This is a genomic window from Streptomyces flaveolus, assembly GCF_000716535.1.
Classification (GTDB): Bacteria; Actinomycetota; Actinomycetes; order Streptomycetales; family Streptomycetaceae; genus Streptomyces; species Streptomyces flaveolus_A.
On sequence record NZ_JNWV01000036.1, the window covers coordinates 1 to 16309 of the forward strand.

The following is a 16309-nucleotide window of genomic DNA, read 5'->3' on the forward strand; positions in this document are numbered from 1 at the left end:
AGCCGGTGGCCGTTCTTGTATCCGGACTCTCACTCCGACGCCGGGGCAAACGCCCGGATCAGGTGGGAACCCGTACACCACTTCTCAGGACGCAACCCCCTGAGCGCCCCGCCACTGCCACAGGCTGAATCCCGGAGAATGCGTGTTTTCCAGGCGGTGGGTGACCACGATGATGACGCGGGGGCTGCGGCCATGGCCTCGATCTGTTCGAAGTTCTGGTGCTCGCCGCGCGGGCCCATCTGGAAGGTGGGCTGATTGACGATGAGAAGTTGGGGCTGCCGTTACAAGGCTCTGGCCTGCTGAGCAGCCGTCAGGTGAATCGGTGTCCCGGGTGTCCCCGGCCTCAGGGTACGAAATTTCCTCGGACGCCCCTCTGTACGCCTCTTCCACTCCGGAGTTACGGTCGGGCATCGGCAACGGACTGAAACGATTCAACCCCACCCCCTCGGTGCTCAGGGAGGCTTTCATGGCATCCACGTCCGCTCCACACGACGGCCCGCGCAGACGCTCCGTCGTGGCGGCAGGGGTTCTCGGACTCGGCGTGACCGGCGCGACGAGCTGGCCCGCGTCCGCCGTGACGGGCCTGGCGGAGGCGGCCGAGGCGGGGGAGGCCGCCACGGTGCCCACGCGCGCCGCCACGGACTGGCACCGCTACGTCCAGGCGCCCACGGCGGGCACCGTACGTCCCGTGAGCGTGGTCGCCGTGACCGGCGACGTGACCGACGCGCAGGCCCTGCTGAAGCCCGGCGGCGCAAGGGCGGTGCTGCGCCGCCCGCGGCCCGCCCCGGCACCGCGCTGGCCGGAGGGGACCACGGCCCAGGCCTCCTCCACCCATGCCGGCAACAATGGCAACGACGGCACGCCTCGCACGTACGACGCCGCCCACACGGTCGACGGAGACCCGGACACCTTCTGGAACGACGACACACTCGGCGCCTTCCCGGACACGCTGACCATCACCCTGCCCGGCCCTGCCGAGCTGCCGGGGATCACGGTGCTGTCCAACAGTGACGGCGTACCCACCGACTTCACGGTCGACGTGTGGCGCGACGGCGCGTGGCAGACCGCCGCCACAGTGCGAGACAACGATGTCATCCAGTGTTCCGTACCGTTCGCCACCCCGGTCACCACCGACCGGCTGCGCATCACGGTGACCGGCGTCCAGGACACCCCCCGCGGGGCGTTCACCCGTGTCAACGAGGTCTGGCCCGCGCCGGTGGCCCCGGTCGACGTCCCCGGGGTCACGCTCGACTTCGGCAAAGTCGTCGTCGGACACCCGCGGATCAGGTTCACCCGGGCCTCGCCCGATTCGCCGGGCGTGCGGCTGGCGTTCTCCGAGACGCGCCGATTCCTCACGGACCGCTCCGACTTCACCCGCTCCGATCAGGCGGGTGGGGCCGGCCGGGGCACCGACCAGTTCGCCGTTCCCGCCGCCGGCGCCGACTGGCTCGACCACAAGGGCTACCAGGCCGGGGACAAGGTCTACGCGGACGGCCTGCACGGATTCCGCTACCTGCGGATCACTCTCGACGCACTGCCCTCCGACGCCCCGGCCGCCCAGCCGTGGGGAGAAGTCGAGATCGACTCCGTCAGCCTGGAGTTCAGCGCCTACAGGGGCACGCCCAGCACCTACCGCGGCTGGTTCCTGTGTTCCGACGACGACCTGAACCGCTACTGGTACGGCGCGTCGTACACCAACGAACTCGTCACCGACACCTTCCGGCAGGACGACGTCGACCCGCGCGGTGCCTGGAGCGCCACGCTGGAAGGCAAACTCGTCCTGCACGACGGCGCCAAACGCGACCGTGACCCGTACGTCGGCGACCTGGCGGTGTCCGCGCGCACCCTCTACCTCACGCACGACGACGCCGTCGAGGCGGTGCGCAACGTCCTGGCCGACCTGGCCGACCACCAGCGCGCGGACGGCTGGATCCCCCCGGCCTCCATCGCCGGGTACACCCTGCCCCTGTTCGACTATCCCCTGTGGTGGGTCGTCTGCAGCTGGGACTACGTCCTCTACACCGGCGACCGGGCCTACGCCTCCCGTTACCTGCCGCACCTCGTGAAGGTGCTCGACAGCTGGTACCCGAGCGTCACCGACGACGCAGGCCTGCTCAGCAAGGGCCTCAACGGGACGGCCGGCTACGGTGATTACGCCTTCCTGGGCCGTACCGGCCGCGTCACCTACTACAACGCCCTCTACGTCCAGGCACTGAACGACGCCGCCCGGCTGGCCCGGTTCCTGGGGCGCGACGCGGACGCGGACCGCTGGGTGCGGCGCGCGCAGAAGGTGGCGGCGGCCGTCAACTCGCTCCTGTGGGACAGTACCGCCGGCGCCTACCTCGACTCCGCGACGGGTCCCGTGCGGCACGCGCAGGACGGCAACGCGCTGGCCGTCGTCGCGGGGATCGCCGACGCCGGACGGGCGAAGTCGGCCCTCGCCCATCTGGACGCCACCACCCGACAGCCGTACGGCAACGCGTTCATGGACAACGACACCCTCTTCGCCGGGGCGGCGCAGCGCGTCTACGCCTTCACTTCGTACCCGGAGATCGTGGCCCGGTTCGAGAGCGGGCGGGCCGACTCCGCGCTTGACCAGATACGGCGCACCTACGGGTGGATGGACCGCCACGACCCCGGCATCACCCACTGGGAGGGCATCGGTCCGCAGGGGGAGCCGTACGAGGACGCGTACACCAGCATGGCGCACGGGTGGTCCACCGGCGTTCTTCCGGCGCTCACCCACCAACTCCTGGGAGCCGGGCCGGTCTCACCCGGCTACAGCGCGTGGGAGGTACGCCCCCACCCGGGCGGGATCGCCTGGGCCGCGGGCAGGCTCCCCACGCCGTACGGTCCGCTGACGGTCGAGTGGGAGAACACCGGACGGGCCTTCACCCTCACCGTCCACGCGCCCGAGGGCACCGGCGGCCGGGTGGCCCTGCCCACGGACGGCAGCGCGGTCGTGGTGCGCTCCGGCCGACGCGTGCTGTGGGACGGGCGCCGGGCGACACAGCCCGGTGTGCGGGTCGACGCGGGAAGGGTGACCGTCTCCGGACTGGGCGACGGTACGCACAGCTTCGTCGCCGTGCGCTCGGACTGATGCGGTCCTCCTGGCGGGTGCCGGGATCCGACGCGTCGCTGCCTCGACCCACCTGACACGTTCCCCGCAGGCGGCAGCGGCCGCTCGGCAGCGTCGCGGCCCGGGTATCCCCGACCGGGCCGCGGCGGCACCGGCCGGTGCCCCGGTGGCCGCCGTCCAGCGATCCACCTCGCGGTGGCCCTTCTCTCCTCGAGCAACGGCGACCGCGCCCCGCCTCGCTTTCGCCGATCGTTATGCATATTTAATCTTCTGTTAGCTGGTCGTGAGGCCTACGTCACGGCCCGTGCCGGACCTGGATGGTTTGATGCGCAACCGACTTGTTCTCGCACTGTGAAGAGGGAGCAACGGCCGTGTTCTCGTTATCCGCACATCAGACCCCAGCGGACATGGGCGCGCGATCCGTCGAAACCTTCGCCCAGCAGATCTTCGGATACCTGCCGCGCGCCGATCAACGCCGATGGGCCGGCACCTATCTGAAGGGACTGCTGCTCACCGACGGCAAGAAGTCCGTGCGCCGACTGGCCGGGTCCGTGTCCGACTCGCCGACCGTCTGGTACTCACTGCAGCAGTTCATCAACAGCAGCCCCTGGGACTGGGAGCCGGGCCGCGACGCGCTCGCCAGATGGATCGGACGGCGCTCGTCCGTCCGGGCGTGGACCGTCACCCCGGTGATCCTGCCCAAGCGTGGGGACCAGTCGGTGGGCGTGCACCAGCGTTTCGACCCCTTGTCCGGACGCACCGTCAACTGCCAGATGGCGACGGTCCTCTTCCTGTCGTGCCCGGGGGCCAACTTCCCCGTCGACTGGCGCCTGTTCCTGCCCCGGCAGTGGGCCGACGACCCCGGACTGCGTCGCCGTGCCCGCATCCCCGAGGCCGAGCACTTCCGCCCGCAGTGGCGGCACACCCTGGACCTGATCGCCGACCGGGCCGGCCGCACCGGCTCACCGCAGGTGCCGGTGGTGGCCGACATGACCGAGGCGCCCGACGTGACGGAGCTGACCGAACTGCTCGACGCCACCGGCCGGGACTTCGTCGTGGCCGTTCACCCGCGTGCTCTGTCCGCGGGCACGGGGCGGGCCGGCGAGCGGAGCCCGGCCGGATATCCGCGCGGGGCGCTGCGGGGGCGGCCCCGGCGCGGGCCGGGAGGCGTGGCAGGCGGCGCGGCGGGCGCGGGCGCGCCGCGGATATGGAACCGTCATGCCGCTGCCGTCACCGGCTCCGACGGCCGCTTCCGGCAGGCCCAGGTGCTGTCCGCGCTGATCTGGAGGCCCGTGCGGGAGGGAACGGGGACGAGCGGCGAACGGCGGGCCTACCGGCTGTTCAGCGAACTGGGCCCGGACGGGGCGCCGGATTCCCGGCTCTGGCTCACCAACCTCGTGCACCACCGCCTGGACGAACTCCTTGAGCTGGCCCGCTGTTACGTCAGCTCGCTCGACACGACCGAGTGCCTGGACGGTCGGTACGAACTGCTGGACTTCGCCGGGCGTTCCTTCCCCGCCTGGCACCACCACATGACCATGGTGTCCGCCGCGTACGCCCATCTGCGGCTGGTCGGCTCCGCCCGTCCGTCCGTGCTGGTGCCGACCGGGCGGCGTCCCGCCTGAGCCGGGGCCGCCCGCACCGGATCGTCTCGTCCGCGCCGGCCGCCTGCACCGGACCGTCGGCCCCGCACCGTCCACACCAGGTCGCCGGCAACGCGCCGCCAGCCCGCCGGGCCGGCCGGTCCGACCGCGGGCGGGCGCCGTCAGCGCCGCGCGGCCGCGGAGACGTCCTCGTCCGTCGAGCCCTCGGAGGCGGCCACGCTGCCCAGCAGGCGCAGCGCCGCCTCGGAGGGCGAGCCGGGCTCGGCGGTGTAAGCGATCAGCCGCTGTCCGGACGTACCGGGGATGACGAGGTTCTCGAAGCTGAGGTCCATCGCGCCGACGAGCGGATGGTGCAGCCGCTTCACGCCCGAGGTGCAGGTACGCACCGGGTGCTGAGCCCAGCGGGAGGCGAACTCGTCGCACTGGACGGTGAGCCGGCCGACGAGCTCGGCCAACCCGCGGTCGTCGGGGTGGCGGCCGGCCACCAGGCGCAGGGAGGCGACGGCGAGCTGCGCCTCCTCGTTCCAGTCGGTGTACAGCTCGCGGTACTGCTCGTCCAGGAAGAGCATCCGCGTCAGGTTGGGGCGGCTGCCCGGGGAGTCGGGACTGTCGGACGGCAGGTGCCCGGCGAGCAGGGCGTGGCCGAGTACGTTCCAGGCGAGGACGTCGTTGCGGCGGTCCAGGACGAGCGCCGGCACGTCCGTCATCGCGGCCAGGAGCTGGCGTGCGGAGGCGCTGGCGTGTTCCACCTGCGGCGCTGCCGGGCGGGACGCCTCGGAGGGGCGGGCAAGGTCCTTCAGGTGCGCGGTCTCGTCCTCGGTGAGCCGCAGGGTGCGGGCGATCGCGTCCAGCACGGCGTCCGACGCGCTCGTGACGCGGCCCTGTTCCAGGCGCGTGTAGTGGGTGATGCTGACGCCGGCGAGCATGGCCAGTTCCTCCCTGCGCAGCCCGGTGACGCGGCGGCGGGTCGGATGCGGCGTGATGCCGACGTCCTCGGGCCGTAGTGCGGCACGGCGGGACCTGAGGAAGTCTCCCAGCTCGGACGGAGCGTCCATCGATGCCTCCCGTGTCGTAGGTGCCCGGCCGCACGGCCGCCGGGCAACGGTGCTTGCTGTGGTGAGCGGCTCTCCGTCCATGATGCCCGCAGGTCACGGCAGTCGGGAGCGGTAAGGGTGGTCATGAGATGACCACCCTTGCGCTGACTGTGCGAGACAGGGTTCTGGCTGACCTTCCCGACGCGGACGAGTCTCTTTCCCGAGCGGCGCGCAAGACGCCCGCGCTCGAGAGAAAGGGATATCGACCTCATGTCCATCACCGATGCGGAAACCGCCGGTACGGCCGGTACTGCCGGCGCCCCCGGTGCGGCCGCCGGTACGGCCCCGGCCGTCCTCACCCCCCGGCTGCGGCTGGTGCTGGTGCTGTTGCTCGCGGCCCAGTTCATGCTGGCCGTGGACTTCTCCATCCTGAACGTCGCCCTGCCGGTGATCGGCGAGGGCCTCGGCTTCTCCCTGGCGCACCTGCAGTGGATCGGGACCGCGTTCGCCCTGTGCGCGGCCGGCTTCACCCTGCTGTTCGGACGTGTTGCCGACCTGTTCGGGCGTCGGCGGCTGTTCCTCGGCGGCCTCGCGGTGCTGGGCGTGGCCTCGCTGGTGGGCGGCCTGGCACAGAACCCCGAGGTGCTGATCGCGGCGCGGGTCTTCCAGGGCCTGGCCACCGCGGCGGTCACCCCGGCCGGCCTGTCTCTGCTGACCACGTCGTTCCCCGAGGGGCCGCTGCGTGAGAAGGCCCTCGGCCTGAACGGCGCGCTGATGTCCGCCGGGTTCACCACGGGCGCCATCCTGGGCGGTCTGCTGACCGACCTGCTGTCGTGGCGATGGGCGTTCTTCATCAACGTGCCGGTCGCCCTCGCCGTCCTCCTCGTCGCACCGACCGTCATCAAGGAGTCCCGTCCCGACGAGCGCCCGAAGCTGGACGTGCCCGGCGCCGTCAGCGTCACGCTCGGTCTGCTCGCCATCGTCTTCGGCCTCACACAGGCCGGCGAACACGGCTGGGGCTCGTCCGCGGCGCTGCTGCCCCTGGCCGCCGGTGTCGTGCTGCTCCTGGTCTTCTACGCCGTCGAGCGCAAGGTGACGGCACCCCTGGTGCCGCTCGGTGTGCTCGGCAAGCGGTCGGTGGCCTGGGGCAACCTCGCCGGTCTGATCGCCTTCCTCACCGAGACCTCCCTGGTCTTCCTGCTCACCCTCTACCTCCAGGAGGTCCTGGGCTTCTCGGCGCTGGCCGCGGGCCTGTCGTTCGGCGTGCTGGGCATCGGCACGGTCGTCGGCGGCTCCATCGCCCCGAAGGTCATCGGGAAGATCGGCAGCAAGAGCACGCTGATCACCGGCGGGCTGCTGCAGACGGTGTTCACAGCCGCCCTGCTCGGCCTCGGCGACGACCGCGGGTGGATGTGGCTGCTGCTCGTCGCCACCTTCGCCGGCGGCGTCGGCAACATGCTCGTCATCGTCGGCTTCATGGTCACCGCCACCTCCGGGCTGGCCGACCACGAACAGGGCCTGGCCACCGGGCTCGCCACCATGACGCAGCAGATCGGCATCACCATGGGCACGCCGATCATGAGCGCCATCGCCACCGCCGCGATGACCGGCACCGGCGCCTCGGCCATCCTCGGCGGCCTGAAGGTCGCGATCGCGGTGAACGCCGCGATCGTGCTCCTGGGCGCGCTGACCAGCGCCGTCTTCCTGCGCGGCGCGGCCTCCCGTGCGCAGTAACGCCCGGCGGTACGCGCCGCACGACGACCGTCCGGGCCGCCGCGAGGCCGTCGCGGCCCGCCCGGACGGCCGTCGGCCTGGCGGGCCCGCCTGGGAGGCACTGTGGCTCGACGCCGGGACACACCGCATCCCGGTCCGGGTCTACCGCCCCGGCGCCGACGCCTTCGGCTGGCTCGTCTGGGCCCACGGCGGCAGCTGGCAGGCGGGCTCCCTGGAGCACTGGCACCAGCCGGTCATGGACCTGGCGCGGGTGTCGGGATGCACCGTGGTCAGCACCGGCTACCGCCTCGCCCCCCGCTACCGGCACCCGGCCCAGCTCGACGACCTGCTCACCGCGCTCGCCTGGGCCGAGGAGCAGGCGAACGACCAGCCGCTGGCGGTCGGCGGGGACAGCGCGGGCGGGACGCTGGCCGCCTGCGCCGCCCTGGCCCGGCGCGACCGGGACGAGCCGCTGGCCGCGCAGGTGCTGGCCTACCCGCCGCTGGACCCCGGCTGCACCGCCCCCGCCTACACCCGCGACCCGGGCGCGTTCCCCGCCGCGGACGACCTGCGGCGGGCGTGGCGGATGTACCGCGGCGGCGCGGGTACGGCCGCACGGGGCGGGGTACCGCTGTACAGCACCCCCCTGGAGGCCGACCGGCTCACCGGGCTGGCACCGGCCGTCCTCGCCGTCGGGGACCTCGACCCGGTCCGCGACGACGTGACGGAGTACGCCCGGCGACTGCGCGAGGCGGGCACCTCCGTGCGGCTGCGGGTCTTCCCGCACACCCCGCACGCGGCCTTCCTCGCCGGTGACGGCCCCGGTCAGGGGAACCCACGTCTGCGGCGCTGGCTCGGCACGACCCTGCGCCGGCACCTCACGCCACCGAAGGAGACGACATGACCACCGCACACAGCGAGACCGAGCTGCCCCATCTCGCCGCACTGGCCCGGCACTTCGCGGACCTGCGGGACGGAACCCACGGCGAGGGCGGCGACACGGTCACGCGCCAGGGCAAGGAACGGCACTTCGAGCGCGCCGTGGAACTGCTCCACCCCCACGCCGTCCAGGTCCTCCGGGAGTTCGACACCGCCCTGCTGCTGAACACCGGCGAGGTGACGGCGAGCGGCGTGCGGCGCACCACGGACGGAGGCCTCGCGGCCGAGTGGACGCTGTCCTGGCCCGAACAGCGGGAGGCCGGGATCGCCCCCATCACGCTGCTCGCCTTCTACGGCCGGGGCTTCCACCACCCGCACCTGCGGGGCGCGACCGTCCACGACTGGCCGCTGAACGTGTTCACCCCCGAGCAGGCCGCGGCGGAGGTGTCCACGCTGCGGGCCATCGCCACCGGCGATCTGCACAACCTTGTCTTCCAGCGTGACTACCGGATCGTGCCCGCCGTCGTGCGGGCGGGAGAGTGAGAGGAGGAGCGCCGATGGTCCCGCGGTTGTCGGTGCTGGACCAGTCGCCCGTCGGTGCGGGCTTCACCCCGGCCGACGCCTTGCGGGCCTCGGTCGACCTGGCACAGGCCGCCGAGGAGTGGGGGTTCGTCCGCTACTGGGTGGCCGAACACCACGGATCGCCGGGGTTCGCCGGCAGCGCCCCGGAGGTCCTGGCGGCGGTCCTGCTGGCCCGCACGGGCCGGATGCGGGTGGGCACCGGCGGGGTGCTGCTGCCCCGCTACTCGCCGGTCAAGGTAGCCGAGGTCTTCGGCGTGCTGGCCTCGCTGTACCCGGACCGGGTCGACCTCGGCCTCGGCCGTGCGGGCGGTCCGGCCCACGACTTCCCGGAGCGGGTACGGGCGCTGCGGGTGCTCCTCGGCATGGACGGTGCCGAGCCGGAAGCGGGGGAGGGGGCGGAGGTTCCGCCCGTGCCGCCGCGGATGTGGCTGCTGGGCGCGGGCGGCAGGTCGGCCGCGCTCGCGGGGGAGCTGGGGACGGACTACGCGTTCGCCCACTTCCTCGACCCCCGCCCCGCGCGGGAGTCGCTCGCCGCGTACCGTACGGCCTTCGCCGGGCGGGTGGGCCGGCCCGCACCGGGCGGCGTCCTGGCGGTGCGCGTGGTCACCGCCGAGAGCGAGGACCGGGCCGAGGCGCTCGCGCACAGCGTCCTGCTCTGGCGCAGCCGCAAGGACCTCGGCGAGGACCTTCCGCTGCCCACCCCCGAGGAGGCGGTCGGCCACCGCTGGACCTCCCTGGAGGTGCAGCGGGCCGCCGTCCGCAGGGCATCCCTGGTGTGGGGGACACCGGAGCAGGTGGCACGGCGGCTCGCCGCGCTGGCCGGCGAGCACGGCGTCGACGAGATCATGGTCAACACGCTGACCTGCGACCCGCGGGACCGCTTGGCCTCGTACCGGTTGCTCGCCGAGGTCTCCGCGGCCGGCCTGCTGCCCGCCCCGGCCGACGTCTGAGGGACCGGTCGGGGAACACAGCGTGGGGGACCGGGACGATATCCCGGTCCCCCGCCCGTGTTCCCCAGGGATCAATGGGCGCCGAGCGACGTGGGCCGCGGCTCGGCTGCGTCAGCCGGCGCGGCTGGGGCAGCCTGGGCAGCCGGAGCCGGGCGGACCGCCTTGCGGCTGCGGCTGAAGCGGCGCATGGCCGGCATCTCCACGAACCGGTACAGCAGCCAGCCGCCCAGCAGGGACGTGCAGAAGAACCCGACGACGACCAGCAGCGCCACGGGCACACCGTAGGTGGCGCCGTCCAGCAGCGACCGCAGGTAGAAGATGGACACGCCCTGGACGAGGTAGAACCCGAAGGAGACCTCGCCGAGCCAGACCATCGGCCGGCTGCGCAGCCAGGTGGCGCGCCCGGCGGCGTCGGCCGCCGCCACCGAGGCGATCAGCGCACCGATCGGGACGATCGTCGCGGCGACGAACGTGTACGGGAACGGCACGACGAACCCGGCCGCGTACCCCAGCGCGCACAGCGCGAGCGACACGCCGATGCCCATCCACCGCGGCCAGCGGCCGGCCAGCACGATCCGCGCCAGCAGGATGCCGAGCACGAACTCGAAGAGGCGGCCCGGCGGGAACAGGTAGCCGAACCAGAACTGCTTGTCGGAGATCGGGGTGATCGCCGACTTGGGGGTGTCCGGCACCAGGTACGTCGAGACGAGCTGGACCACCACGGTGCCGGCGACCATGACCGCCGCCCAGCCCCACAGCGCGCCCTCCCGGAGCCTGCGCACCGGCACGATCAGCAGCGGGAACAGCAGGTAGAACAGCAGTTCGCTGCCGAGGGACCAACTCGGCGGGTTCATGCTGAGGTTGATCTCCGGCTGCGGGAAGAAGGTGTGCACCAGCAGCAGGTTGGGCAGCCACTGCCCGACGGACGTGATCGTGGCCCCGGCGAAGAGCACGAGCGAGGCCGTGAACACCACGACGTGGTTCGGGAAGATCTTGGTCATCCGGCGGCGCCAGAAGGCACGTGCGGACTGCCCCGGCCGCGCCGACCAGGTCAGCACGAAACCGGAGAGCACGAAGAAGAACGACACCCCGATGTACCCGGTGTTGAGGAACGCCTTCTCATAGGCGTGCGCGATGCCGGCGTCGGCGAACGGGTTGATCGGGTCGTTGGGCGGGATGGGCGAGTTGGACAGGGAGGTGTGGAAGAGGAAGACGAGCAGCGCCGCGAAGAACCTCAGGCCGGTCAGCGACGGCAGCCGGGCCGGACCCGTGGGTCCGGTGTCCGCGACGGAACGCACTGGGGACATGGTCATGAGATGAAGCTCCTGTGGGGGGCCTTCTCGGTCTCGGAGAACTCCGGTCGTGCGGGAGAAGCGGTCCGGGGCGGCCGGGCGCGGGCCGCCCCGGACCTCCGGCGCGCGCCTTACCCGGCGGTGCCGCCGGCCGTGTCGATCTCGTTGCGGTGGACGACGATCTTCGCGTCCTTGGTCACGTAGTAGTTCTGCACCGAGTACGCGATGGTGGCGAAATCGAGCCGGCCGTCGCCGTTGAAGTCGGCCGTGGCGATGCGCGCGACGGACTCGTCGGACACCCGCCACTTGGTCCAGATGCCCTTGGCCGCGTCGACGGCCTTGTAGTACATGACGCCCTGCCAGGGCCACGGGCCGCGCAGCGCCACCAGGAACTCGTCGTCGCCGTCACCGTCGAAGTCGGCGCACACGATCTGGTGGCCGGGACCCTCGCCGTTCTCGTTCGGGTCGCCGAAGACGTCCAGCAGCGTCCGCTGCCAGCCGGTCCCGCCGTCCCGCTTGGTGTACACGGCCACCGTGTTGCCGTGGAACGGCTCCACCGCGGCGACGTACGCCATGGGGTCGTCCCCCAGCCGCCCGGCGTCCAGGTCACCGCTGCCCCGGAAGCCGGTCCGCTCGAACTGGGTCAGCTCGCCCGCGCCGACGCGTTCGCGGACCCATTCGCCGCGCTCGGCGTCGTAGTACAGCCAGGTGACCCCCTCGTCGGAGGCCAGCAGCAGCGAGTCCCGGTCCGAGCCGGGGATGAGCCCCCGCTTCTTCTCCGCCCCGTGGATCATGCGGAAGCTCGTGTCGTCGATGACCGTCATCGGCCATTCCTCGGCGGTCAGCACGTCGTCGGGCTGGGTGAACAGCACCACCGGCAGCACCGCGTGCACGTCGGCCTCGGCCACGATGGGCAGGCCGATGATCTCCAGCCGCTCCGACTGGGTGAAGTAGCCCGCCCGCAGCCGGTGCATGCCGGTGGCGCGGCCGACGTAGTGCTTCTTCCAGCGCGTGGGGTCCTTGTCGGGCGCGCCAGGGTTCTCCAACCAGGCGATCTTGCCGCCCCGCGGGTCGGGGTCGACGATGGTGCCGATCGGCCCGTACAGCTCGTAGCAGACGATGATGTCGGGCGAGCCGTTGCCGCTGACGTCGGCGAAGTCCGCGCCGACCGGCATGCGGAAGCCGTCGGCCGCCAGGCGCCGGGTCCACTCTCCGTCGTTCTGGTACCAGTAGATCTCGCCCAGGCGCAGCCCGTAGCCGAACAGGTCGGGCCGGCCGTCCCCGTCGATGTCCGGGGCCTCCAGCCAGTAGCCGTCGCGCAGTTGGCCGGCCACCAGCTCCGGGGTGAACTTCGGGATCCTGATGTCGCTCATGTCCTCACTCCGCTGAACGGTCACCGCGCCAGGCGGTGGTACTCGATCGCCAGCCACACGCAGTCGGTGTCGGCGTGGTACTGGTGCCAGGGGTAGACGAAGCCGCCGTCGGACCCGGGCGAGCAGAACGGGTCCGGTGTGGTGTAGCCGGGGCTCATCGGCAGGTCCTGGTAGAGCGTGCCGAGGTCCTGCCGCCGGAACTTCTGCATCCGCCCCCGGCCCACCACCTGCGTGTGGACCTCGATGAACTCGTGCCGGTTGTGGATGAAGCAGTCGGTGCCCGCCGGGGCGAACCACAGGTTCACCCGCACCTCGAAGAGCTCCTCCGGCCCGGGAACCGGGGCCTCGCGCAGGATGTGCGCCGGGTCGAACGCGACCCGTCCGACGGTCTCCTGCGGGCCCCGCCACAGCGGGATCCGCGCGTCGAACGGCACACCGCCGGTGGTGCCGGGCCCGTCCGTGATCCGGTCGCCCAGCAGCTCGCCGAGCCGGGCCCAGCCCGGTGCCCCCGTGATGCCGCCGATGTCCGCCGCTTCCTCGTCGTCCGTGCGCAGCACGAGCAGGAGACCGGCCTCGCCGATCACCGTGTCGGCCACGATCGTCGAGGTCAGCGGGGGGATCGGCCGGCGCGGGGACTCGGCGACGTACGCGTCGCGCGTCCCGCAGTTGACGACGATCGCCCGCCCGTCGACCTGGTACTCGCGCACGTTCGCCACCGCGGTCGCCGTGACGTGGCCGCCGCCGAGGTCCAGGGCGCGCACCGCACCCACGGCACCGGCATCCTTGGTCCGCGTGGTCGTCAGTTCCGTCATGAGCGCGCGAACTCCGCGGTCCGGGCCGGCTCCACGCTCAGCTCGTCGGTCTCGCACTCCGGCACGAACGGTTCGGCCGGCGGGCCGTCGCCGAAGAAGTGCGCGATCGCGTCGACGGTGCGCCGGGTGGCGCGCCCGTCGCCGTACGGGTTGGCGGCGGAGGCCATCCGCACGTACGCCTCCTTGTCCCGCAGCAGCTCGACGGTGTGGGTGTACACACCGTCGTAGGAGGTGCCGACCAGCCGGGCGGTGCCCGCGACCACGGCCTCCGACCTCTCGGTGACATTGCTGATCACCAGCGTCGGCTTGCCCAGCGCCGGACCCTCCTCCTGGGCGCCGCTGCTGTCCGACAGGACGATGTCGGCGCGCCGCATAAGCCGGCAGAAGTTCAGGTACGGCAGCGGGTCGACGACGGTGATGTCCGGGTGACCCTCGATCGCGGGCAGCACCGCCCTGCGCACCGCCGGGTTGCGGTGCAGCGGTACGACGACACGGGTGCCGGGCTCGTCGGCGATGGCGGCGAAGGCGCGGGCGATCTGCGGCAGGTGGGGCCAGGCGTCCCGCCGGTGCGCGGAGGCGAGGACGACCTTGCGGGTGTCGGTGTCCAGGTCCTCCAGCGCCGGGTGGCCGAAACTGTCCGCCTTGTTCCCGGCCCAGTGCAGGGCGTCGATGACCGTGTTGCCGGTCACCGCGATCGTCTCCTCGGCGATGCCCTCGCTCAGCAGGTTCGCCTTGTTGCCCGGCGTGGGGGCCAGGTGCAGCGCCGCGATCTGGGCGATCATGCGGCGGTTGCCCTCCTCCGGGAAGGGCGACCCGAGGAACCCGCTGCGCAGGCCCGCTTCCACATGGATCAACGGGATCCGGTGGTGGAAGGCGGCGAGCGAGCCGGCCAGGGTGGTGGCGGTGTCGCCGTGCACCAGCACGGCCTGAAGCTTCAGGGAGTCGAGCTGTCCCTCCAGTTCGCGCAGCGCACGGTAGGTGGTCTGCGAGAGCGTCTGTCCCGGAACCATGACCGCGAGGTCGATGTCGGGGCTCAGATCGAACTCGCGCATCGTCTCGTCCAGCATCTCCCGGTGCTGGCCGGTCGAGATCACGATCGGCTCGAAGCGGGGGTCCTCCCGCAGAGCGTGTATCACCGGGGCGAGTTTGATGGCCTCCGGGCGGGTGCCCAGGACCACGGCGACGGTTCGCATCAGGTGTCTCCCGATTCGGATGTCGGATCGAGGCGGTGGGGGTCACTTCCCGGCGGGCTCGACGGACAGGGCGTGACGGAAGAAGTTGCCCGGGTCCCAGCGCTTCTTGACCTGCTGCAGCCGGGGGTAGTTGTCCTTGTAGTAGAGGGTGTGCCAGGGGACGCCCGAGCGGTTGTGGCGCGGGTCCGCCATGTCGGTGTCGCAGTAGTTGATGTAGCAGCCGTCCGTACGGCCGCCGATCACCGGAACCCCCTTGGACTCCGCGAAGAACTCGGCGTACAGGCCGCGGATCCAGTCCAAGTAGAAGTCGTCGTCCCGCGCGTCGGGCCAGAAGGTCTGGAAGGTCATCTTGAACACGGAGTCGCGCTGGGCGTTCGCCGTGGCGTCCGGCGCGACCGCGTTGACCCGGCCGCCGAAGGAGAACAGCACCAGCATGGTGTCCGGGTTCTTGAAGTCGGGCCGCGTCATGTACTTGTACAGGGCGGCGATCTGCTGGTCACTGAAGTTGCGGCGCATGTAGCCGGACTTGTGCGCGGCCCGGGACACGGGGTTGGTGATGGTCGGGTTGTTCGTGCCGACCAACCGGGCGGCGTTCAGCCACGGCATCACGCGGGGCTCCGCCAGGTCCGGCAGGTGCGGGATCTCCCCGTTGCCCTTGGCCATCGGCCGTGCCGTCAGGCCGGTGCCGGCGGTGATCGCGGCGAAGTAGTCGTCCAGCAGCTCGCGGGCGCCGGGCACGGTCGCGTCCACCTGGGTGAACATGCCCAGGCTGCCGTGGGCCCGCGAGCTGACGTTGAAGAGGCTGGACAGGTGCCGGTAGGGGGAGTCCGGCGCGCTGTTGGCCTCGTGCCAGGCGCCGAAGTTCTTCAGCAGCCGGGTGAACCTGGCCTCGTCGAGGTCCTCCCAGGGCAGGTCCACCGCGTGGACCAGGACCTTGGAGGGCGGGGACATCAGCTGGTCCTCGGGGGCGGTTCCTCTGGCGTCGGGCGACCGGAACCAATAGCGGGTGACCAGGCCGAAGTTGCCGCCGCCCCCGCCGGTGTGCGCCCACCACAGGTCCCTGTGGGGGTCGTCGGCCTCGCGGGTGGCGACCGTGGTGCGGACCCGGCCCCGCTCGTCGACGGTGACGACCTCGACCGCGTACAGGTGGTCGACGACCAGGCCGTGGGCGCGGGAGAGCAGCCCGTAGCCGCCACCGGCTATGTGGCCGCCGGCTCCGACGCTGTAGCAGATGCCGCCGGGGATGGTGACGCCCCAGCCCTTGTACAGCGCCTCGTAGACGTTGAGCAGCCGGGCGCCGGGCTCCACGTAGAAGGCGCGTCTGGCCGGGTCGTAGCCGACGTCCGTCATCTCCGAGAAGTCCAGGATGACCTCGACCTCCGGGTTGCACACCAGCGGGGCGAAGCAGTGGCCCCCGCTGCGCACGGAGACCCGCTTGCCGGCCCGGTGGGCGGCGCTCAGCGCGCGTTCGGCGTCCCGGGTCGAGCGGATCATCTTCACGTAGTCGGGCCGGGCGACGTACCGCTGGTTGTTCCCCGTGGTCAGCAGCGGGTAGCGAGGGTCGTCGGGGCCGATGAGCGCGCCCGTCTCGTACCGCTCCGCGGCGTGCGCGGGGGAGGCGGCGGCGGTCAGCCCGGCGGCCGCCGCCGTGACACCGCCGGCAAGGGCGGCGCCGCGGGTGAGGAGGGAACGGCGGTCCAGGGGCGCGGCGGTCTTGCGCGTGGATGCCGTGGCAGAGGATGTCATGTACACCTCATTCAGAATCGATGGGTCGGGAAGGGGAAGTGCGGTGCGATTG

General features: G+C 72.0%; 12 protein-coding genes. 6 read left to right on the forward strand and 6 right to left on the reverse strand.

From position 1 onward, the window contains the following. Window positions 1-466 precede the first annotated feature (466 nt). On the forward strand, window positions 467-3100 hold the full coding sequence (locus tag OO52_RS33635) for an alpha-L-rhamnosidase C-terminal domain-containing protein (protein WP_030938737.1): 2634 nt from the start codon (window positions 467-469) through the stop codon (window positions 3098-3100). A 386-nt stretch (window positions 3101-3486) separates the two neighbouring features. Further along, complete coding sequence (locus OO52_RS33640; protein WP_051847877.1) at window positions 3487-4704, forward strand: IS701 family transposase; 1218 nt, start codon at window positions 3487-3489, stop codon at window positions 4702-4704. A 140-nt stretch (window positions 4705-4844) separates the two neighbouring features. On the opposite strand, the gene OO52_RS33645 is transcribed toward OO52_RS33640, so the two are convergent. Continuing rightward, window positions 4845-5738 carry a helix-turn-helix transcriptional regulator gene (locus tag OO52_RS33645; RefSeq protein ID WP_030938743.1) on the reverse strand — a complete coding sequence of 298 codons (894 nt, stop codon included), beginning with the start codon at window positions 5736-5738 and terminating at the stop codon, window positions 4845-4847. 249 nt (window positions 5739-5987) lie between these two features. On the opposite strand from OO52_RS33645, the gene OO52_RS33650 reads away from it, so the two are divergent. From OO52_RS33650 to OO52_RS33665, 4 genes are read left to right on the forward strand one after another with little or no spacing between them, the layout of a single operon-like run. Further along, entirely contained in the window at window positions 5988-7451 is a 1464-nt protein-coding gene (locus OO52_RS33650; RefSeq protein WP_030938746.1) for an MFS transporter, read from the forward strand. Then, window positions 7441-8334: an alpha/beta hydrolase gene (locus OO52_RS33655; RefSeq protein ID WP_234339821.1), complete on the forward strand. Its 894-nt coding sequence runs from the start codon at window positions 7441-7443 to the stop codon at window positions 8332-8334. Before OO52_RS33650 ends, OO52_RS33655 begins: the two co-directional genes overlap by 11 nt. Continuing rightward, window positions 8331-8852: a hypothetical protein gene (locus OO52_RS33660; protein WP_030938754.1), complete on the forward strand. Its 522-nt coding sequence runs from the start codon at window positions 8331-8333 to the stop codon at window positions 8850-8852. The genes OO52_RS33655 and OO52_RS33660 overlap by 4 nt, the downstream gene beginning before the upstream one ends. Before the next feature lie 14 nt (window positions 8853-8866). After that, the gene (locus OO52_RS33665; protein WP_030938757.1) at window positions 8867-9841 is read left to right on the forward strand and encodes an LLM class flavin-dependent oxidoreductase; all 975 of its coding nucleotides are present in this window, start codon (window positions 8867-8869) and stop codon (window positions 9839-9841) included. A 71-nt stretch (window positions 9842-9912) separates the two neighbouring features. On the opposite strand, the gene OO52_RS33670 is transcribed toward OO52_RS33665, so the two are convergent. The 5 genes from OO52_RS33670 to OO52_RS33690 form a co-directional block, all read right to left on the reverse strand. Next, window positions 9913-11154 carry an acyltransferase family protein gene (locus OO52_RS33670; protein ID WP_051847879.1) on the reverse strand — a complete coding sequence of 414 codons (1242 nt, stop codon included), beginning with the start codon at window positions 11152-11154 and terminating at the stop codon, window positions 9913-9915. 110 nt (window positions 11155-11264) lie between these two features. Then, a complete protein-coding gene (locus tag OO52_RS33675; RefSeq protein ID WP_030938762.1) occupies window positions 11265-12506 on the reverse strand; it encodes an FG-GAP repeat domain-containing protein in 1242 nt (413 codons plus the stop codon). Between the two features lie 20 nt (window positions 12507-12526). Next, window positions 12527-13318, reverse strand: coding sequence for a hypothetical protein (locus tag OO52_RS33680; protein ID WP_051847882.1), 792 nt, complete (start codon window positions 13316-13318; stop codon window positions 12527-12529). After that, on the reverse strand, window positions 13315-14511 hold the full coding sequence (gene wecB, locus OO52_RS33685) for a non-hydrolyzing UDP-N-acetylglucosamine 2-epimerase (protein WP_030938768.1): 1197 nt from the start codon (window positions 14509-14511) through the stop codon (window positions 13315-13317). The genes OO52_RS33680 and wecB overlap by 4 nt, the downstream gene beginning before the upstream one ends. A gap of 42 nt (window positions 14512-14553) precedes the next feature. Next, complete coding sequence (locus OO52_RS33690) at window positions 14554-16257, reverse strand: FAD-dependent oxidoreductase (protein ID WP_051847884.1); 1704 nt, start codon at window positions 16255-16257, stop codon at window positions 14554-14556. Window positions 16258-16309: the final 52 nt, after the last annotated feature.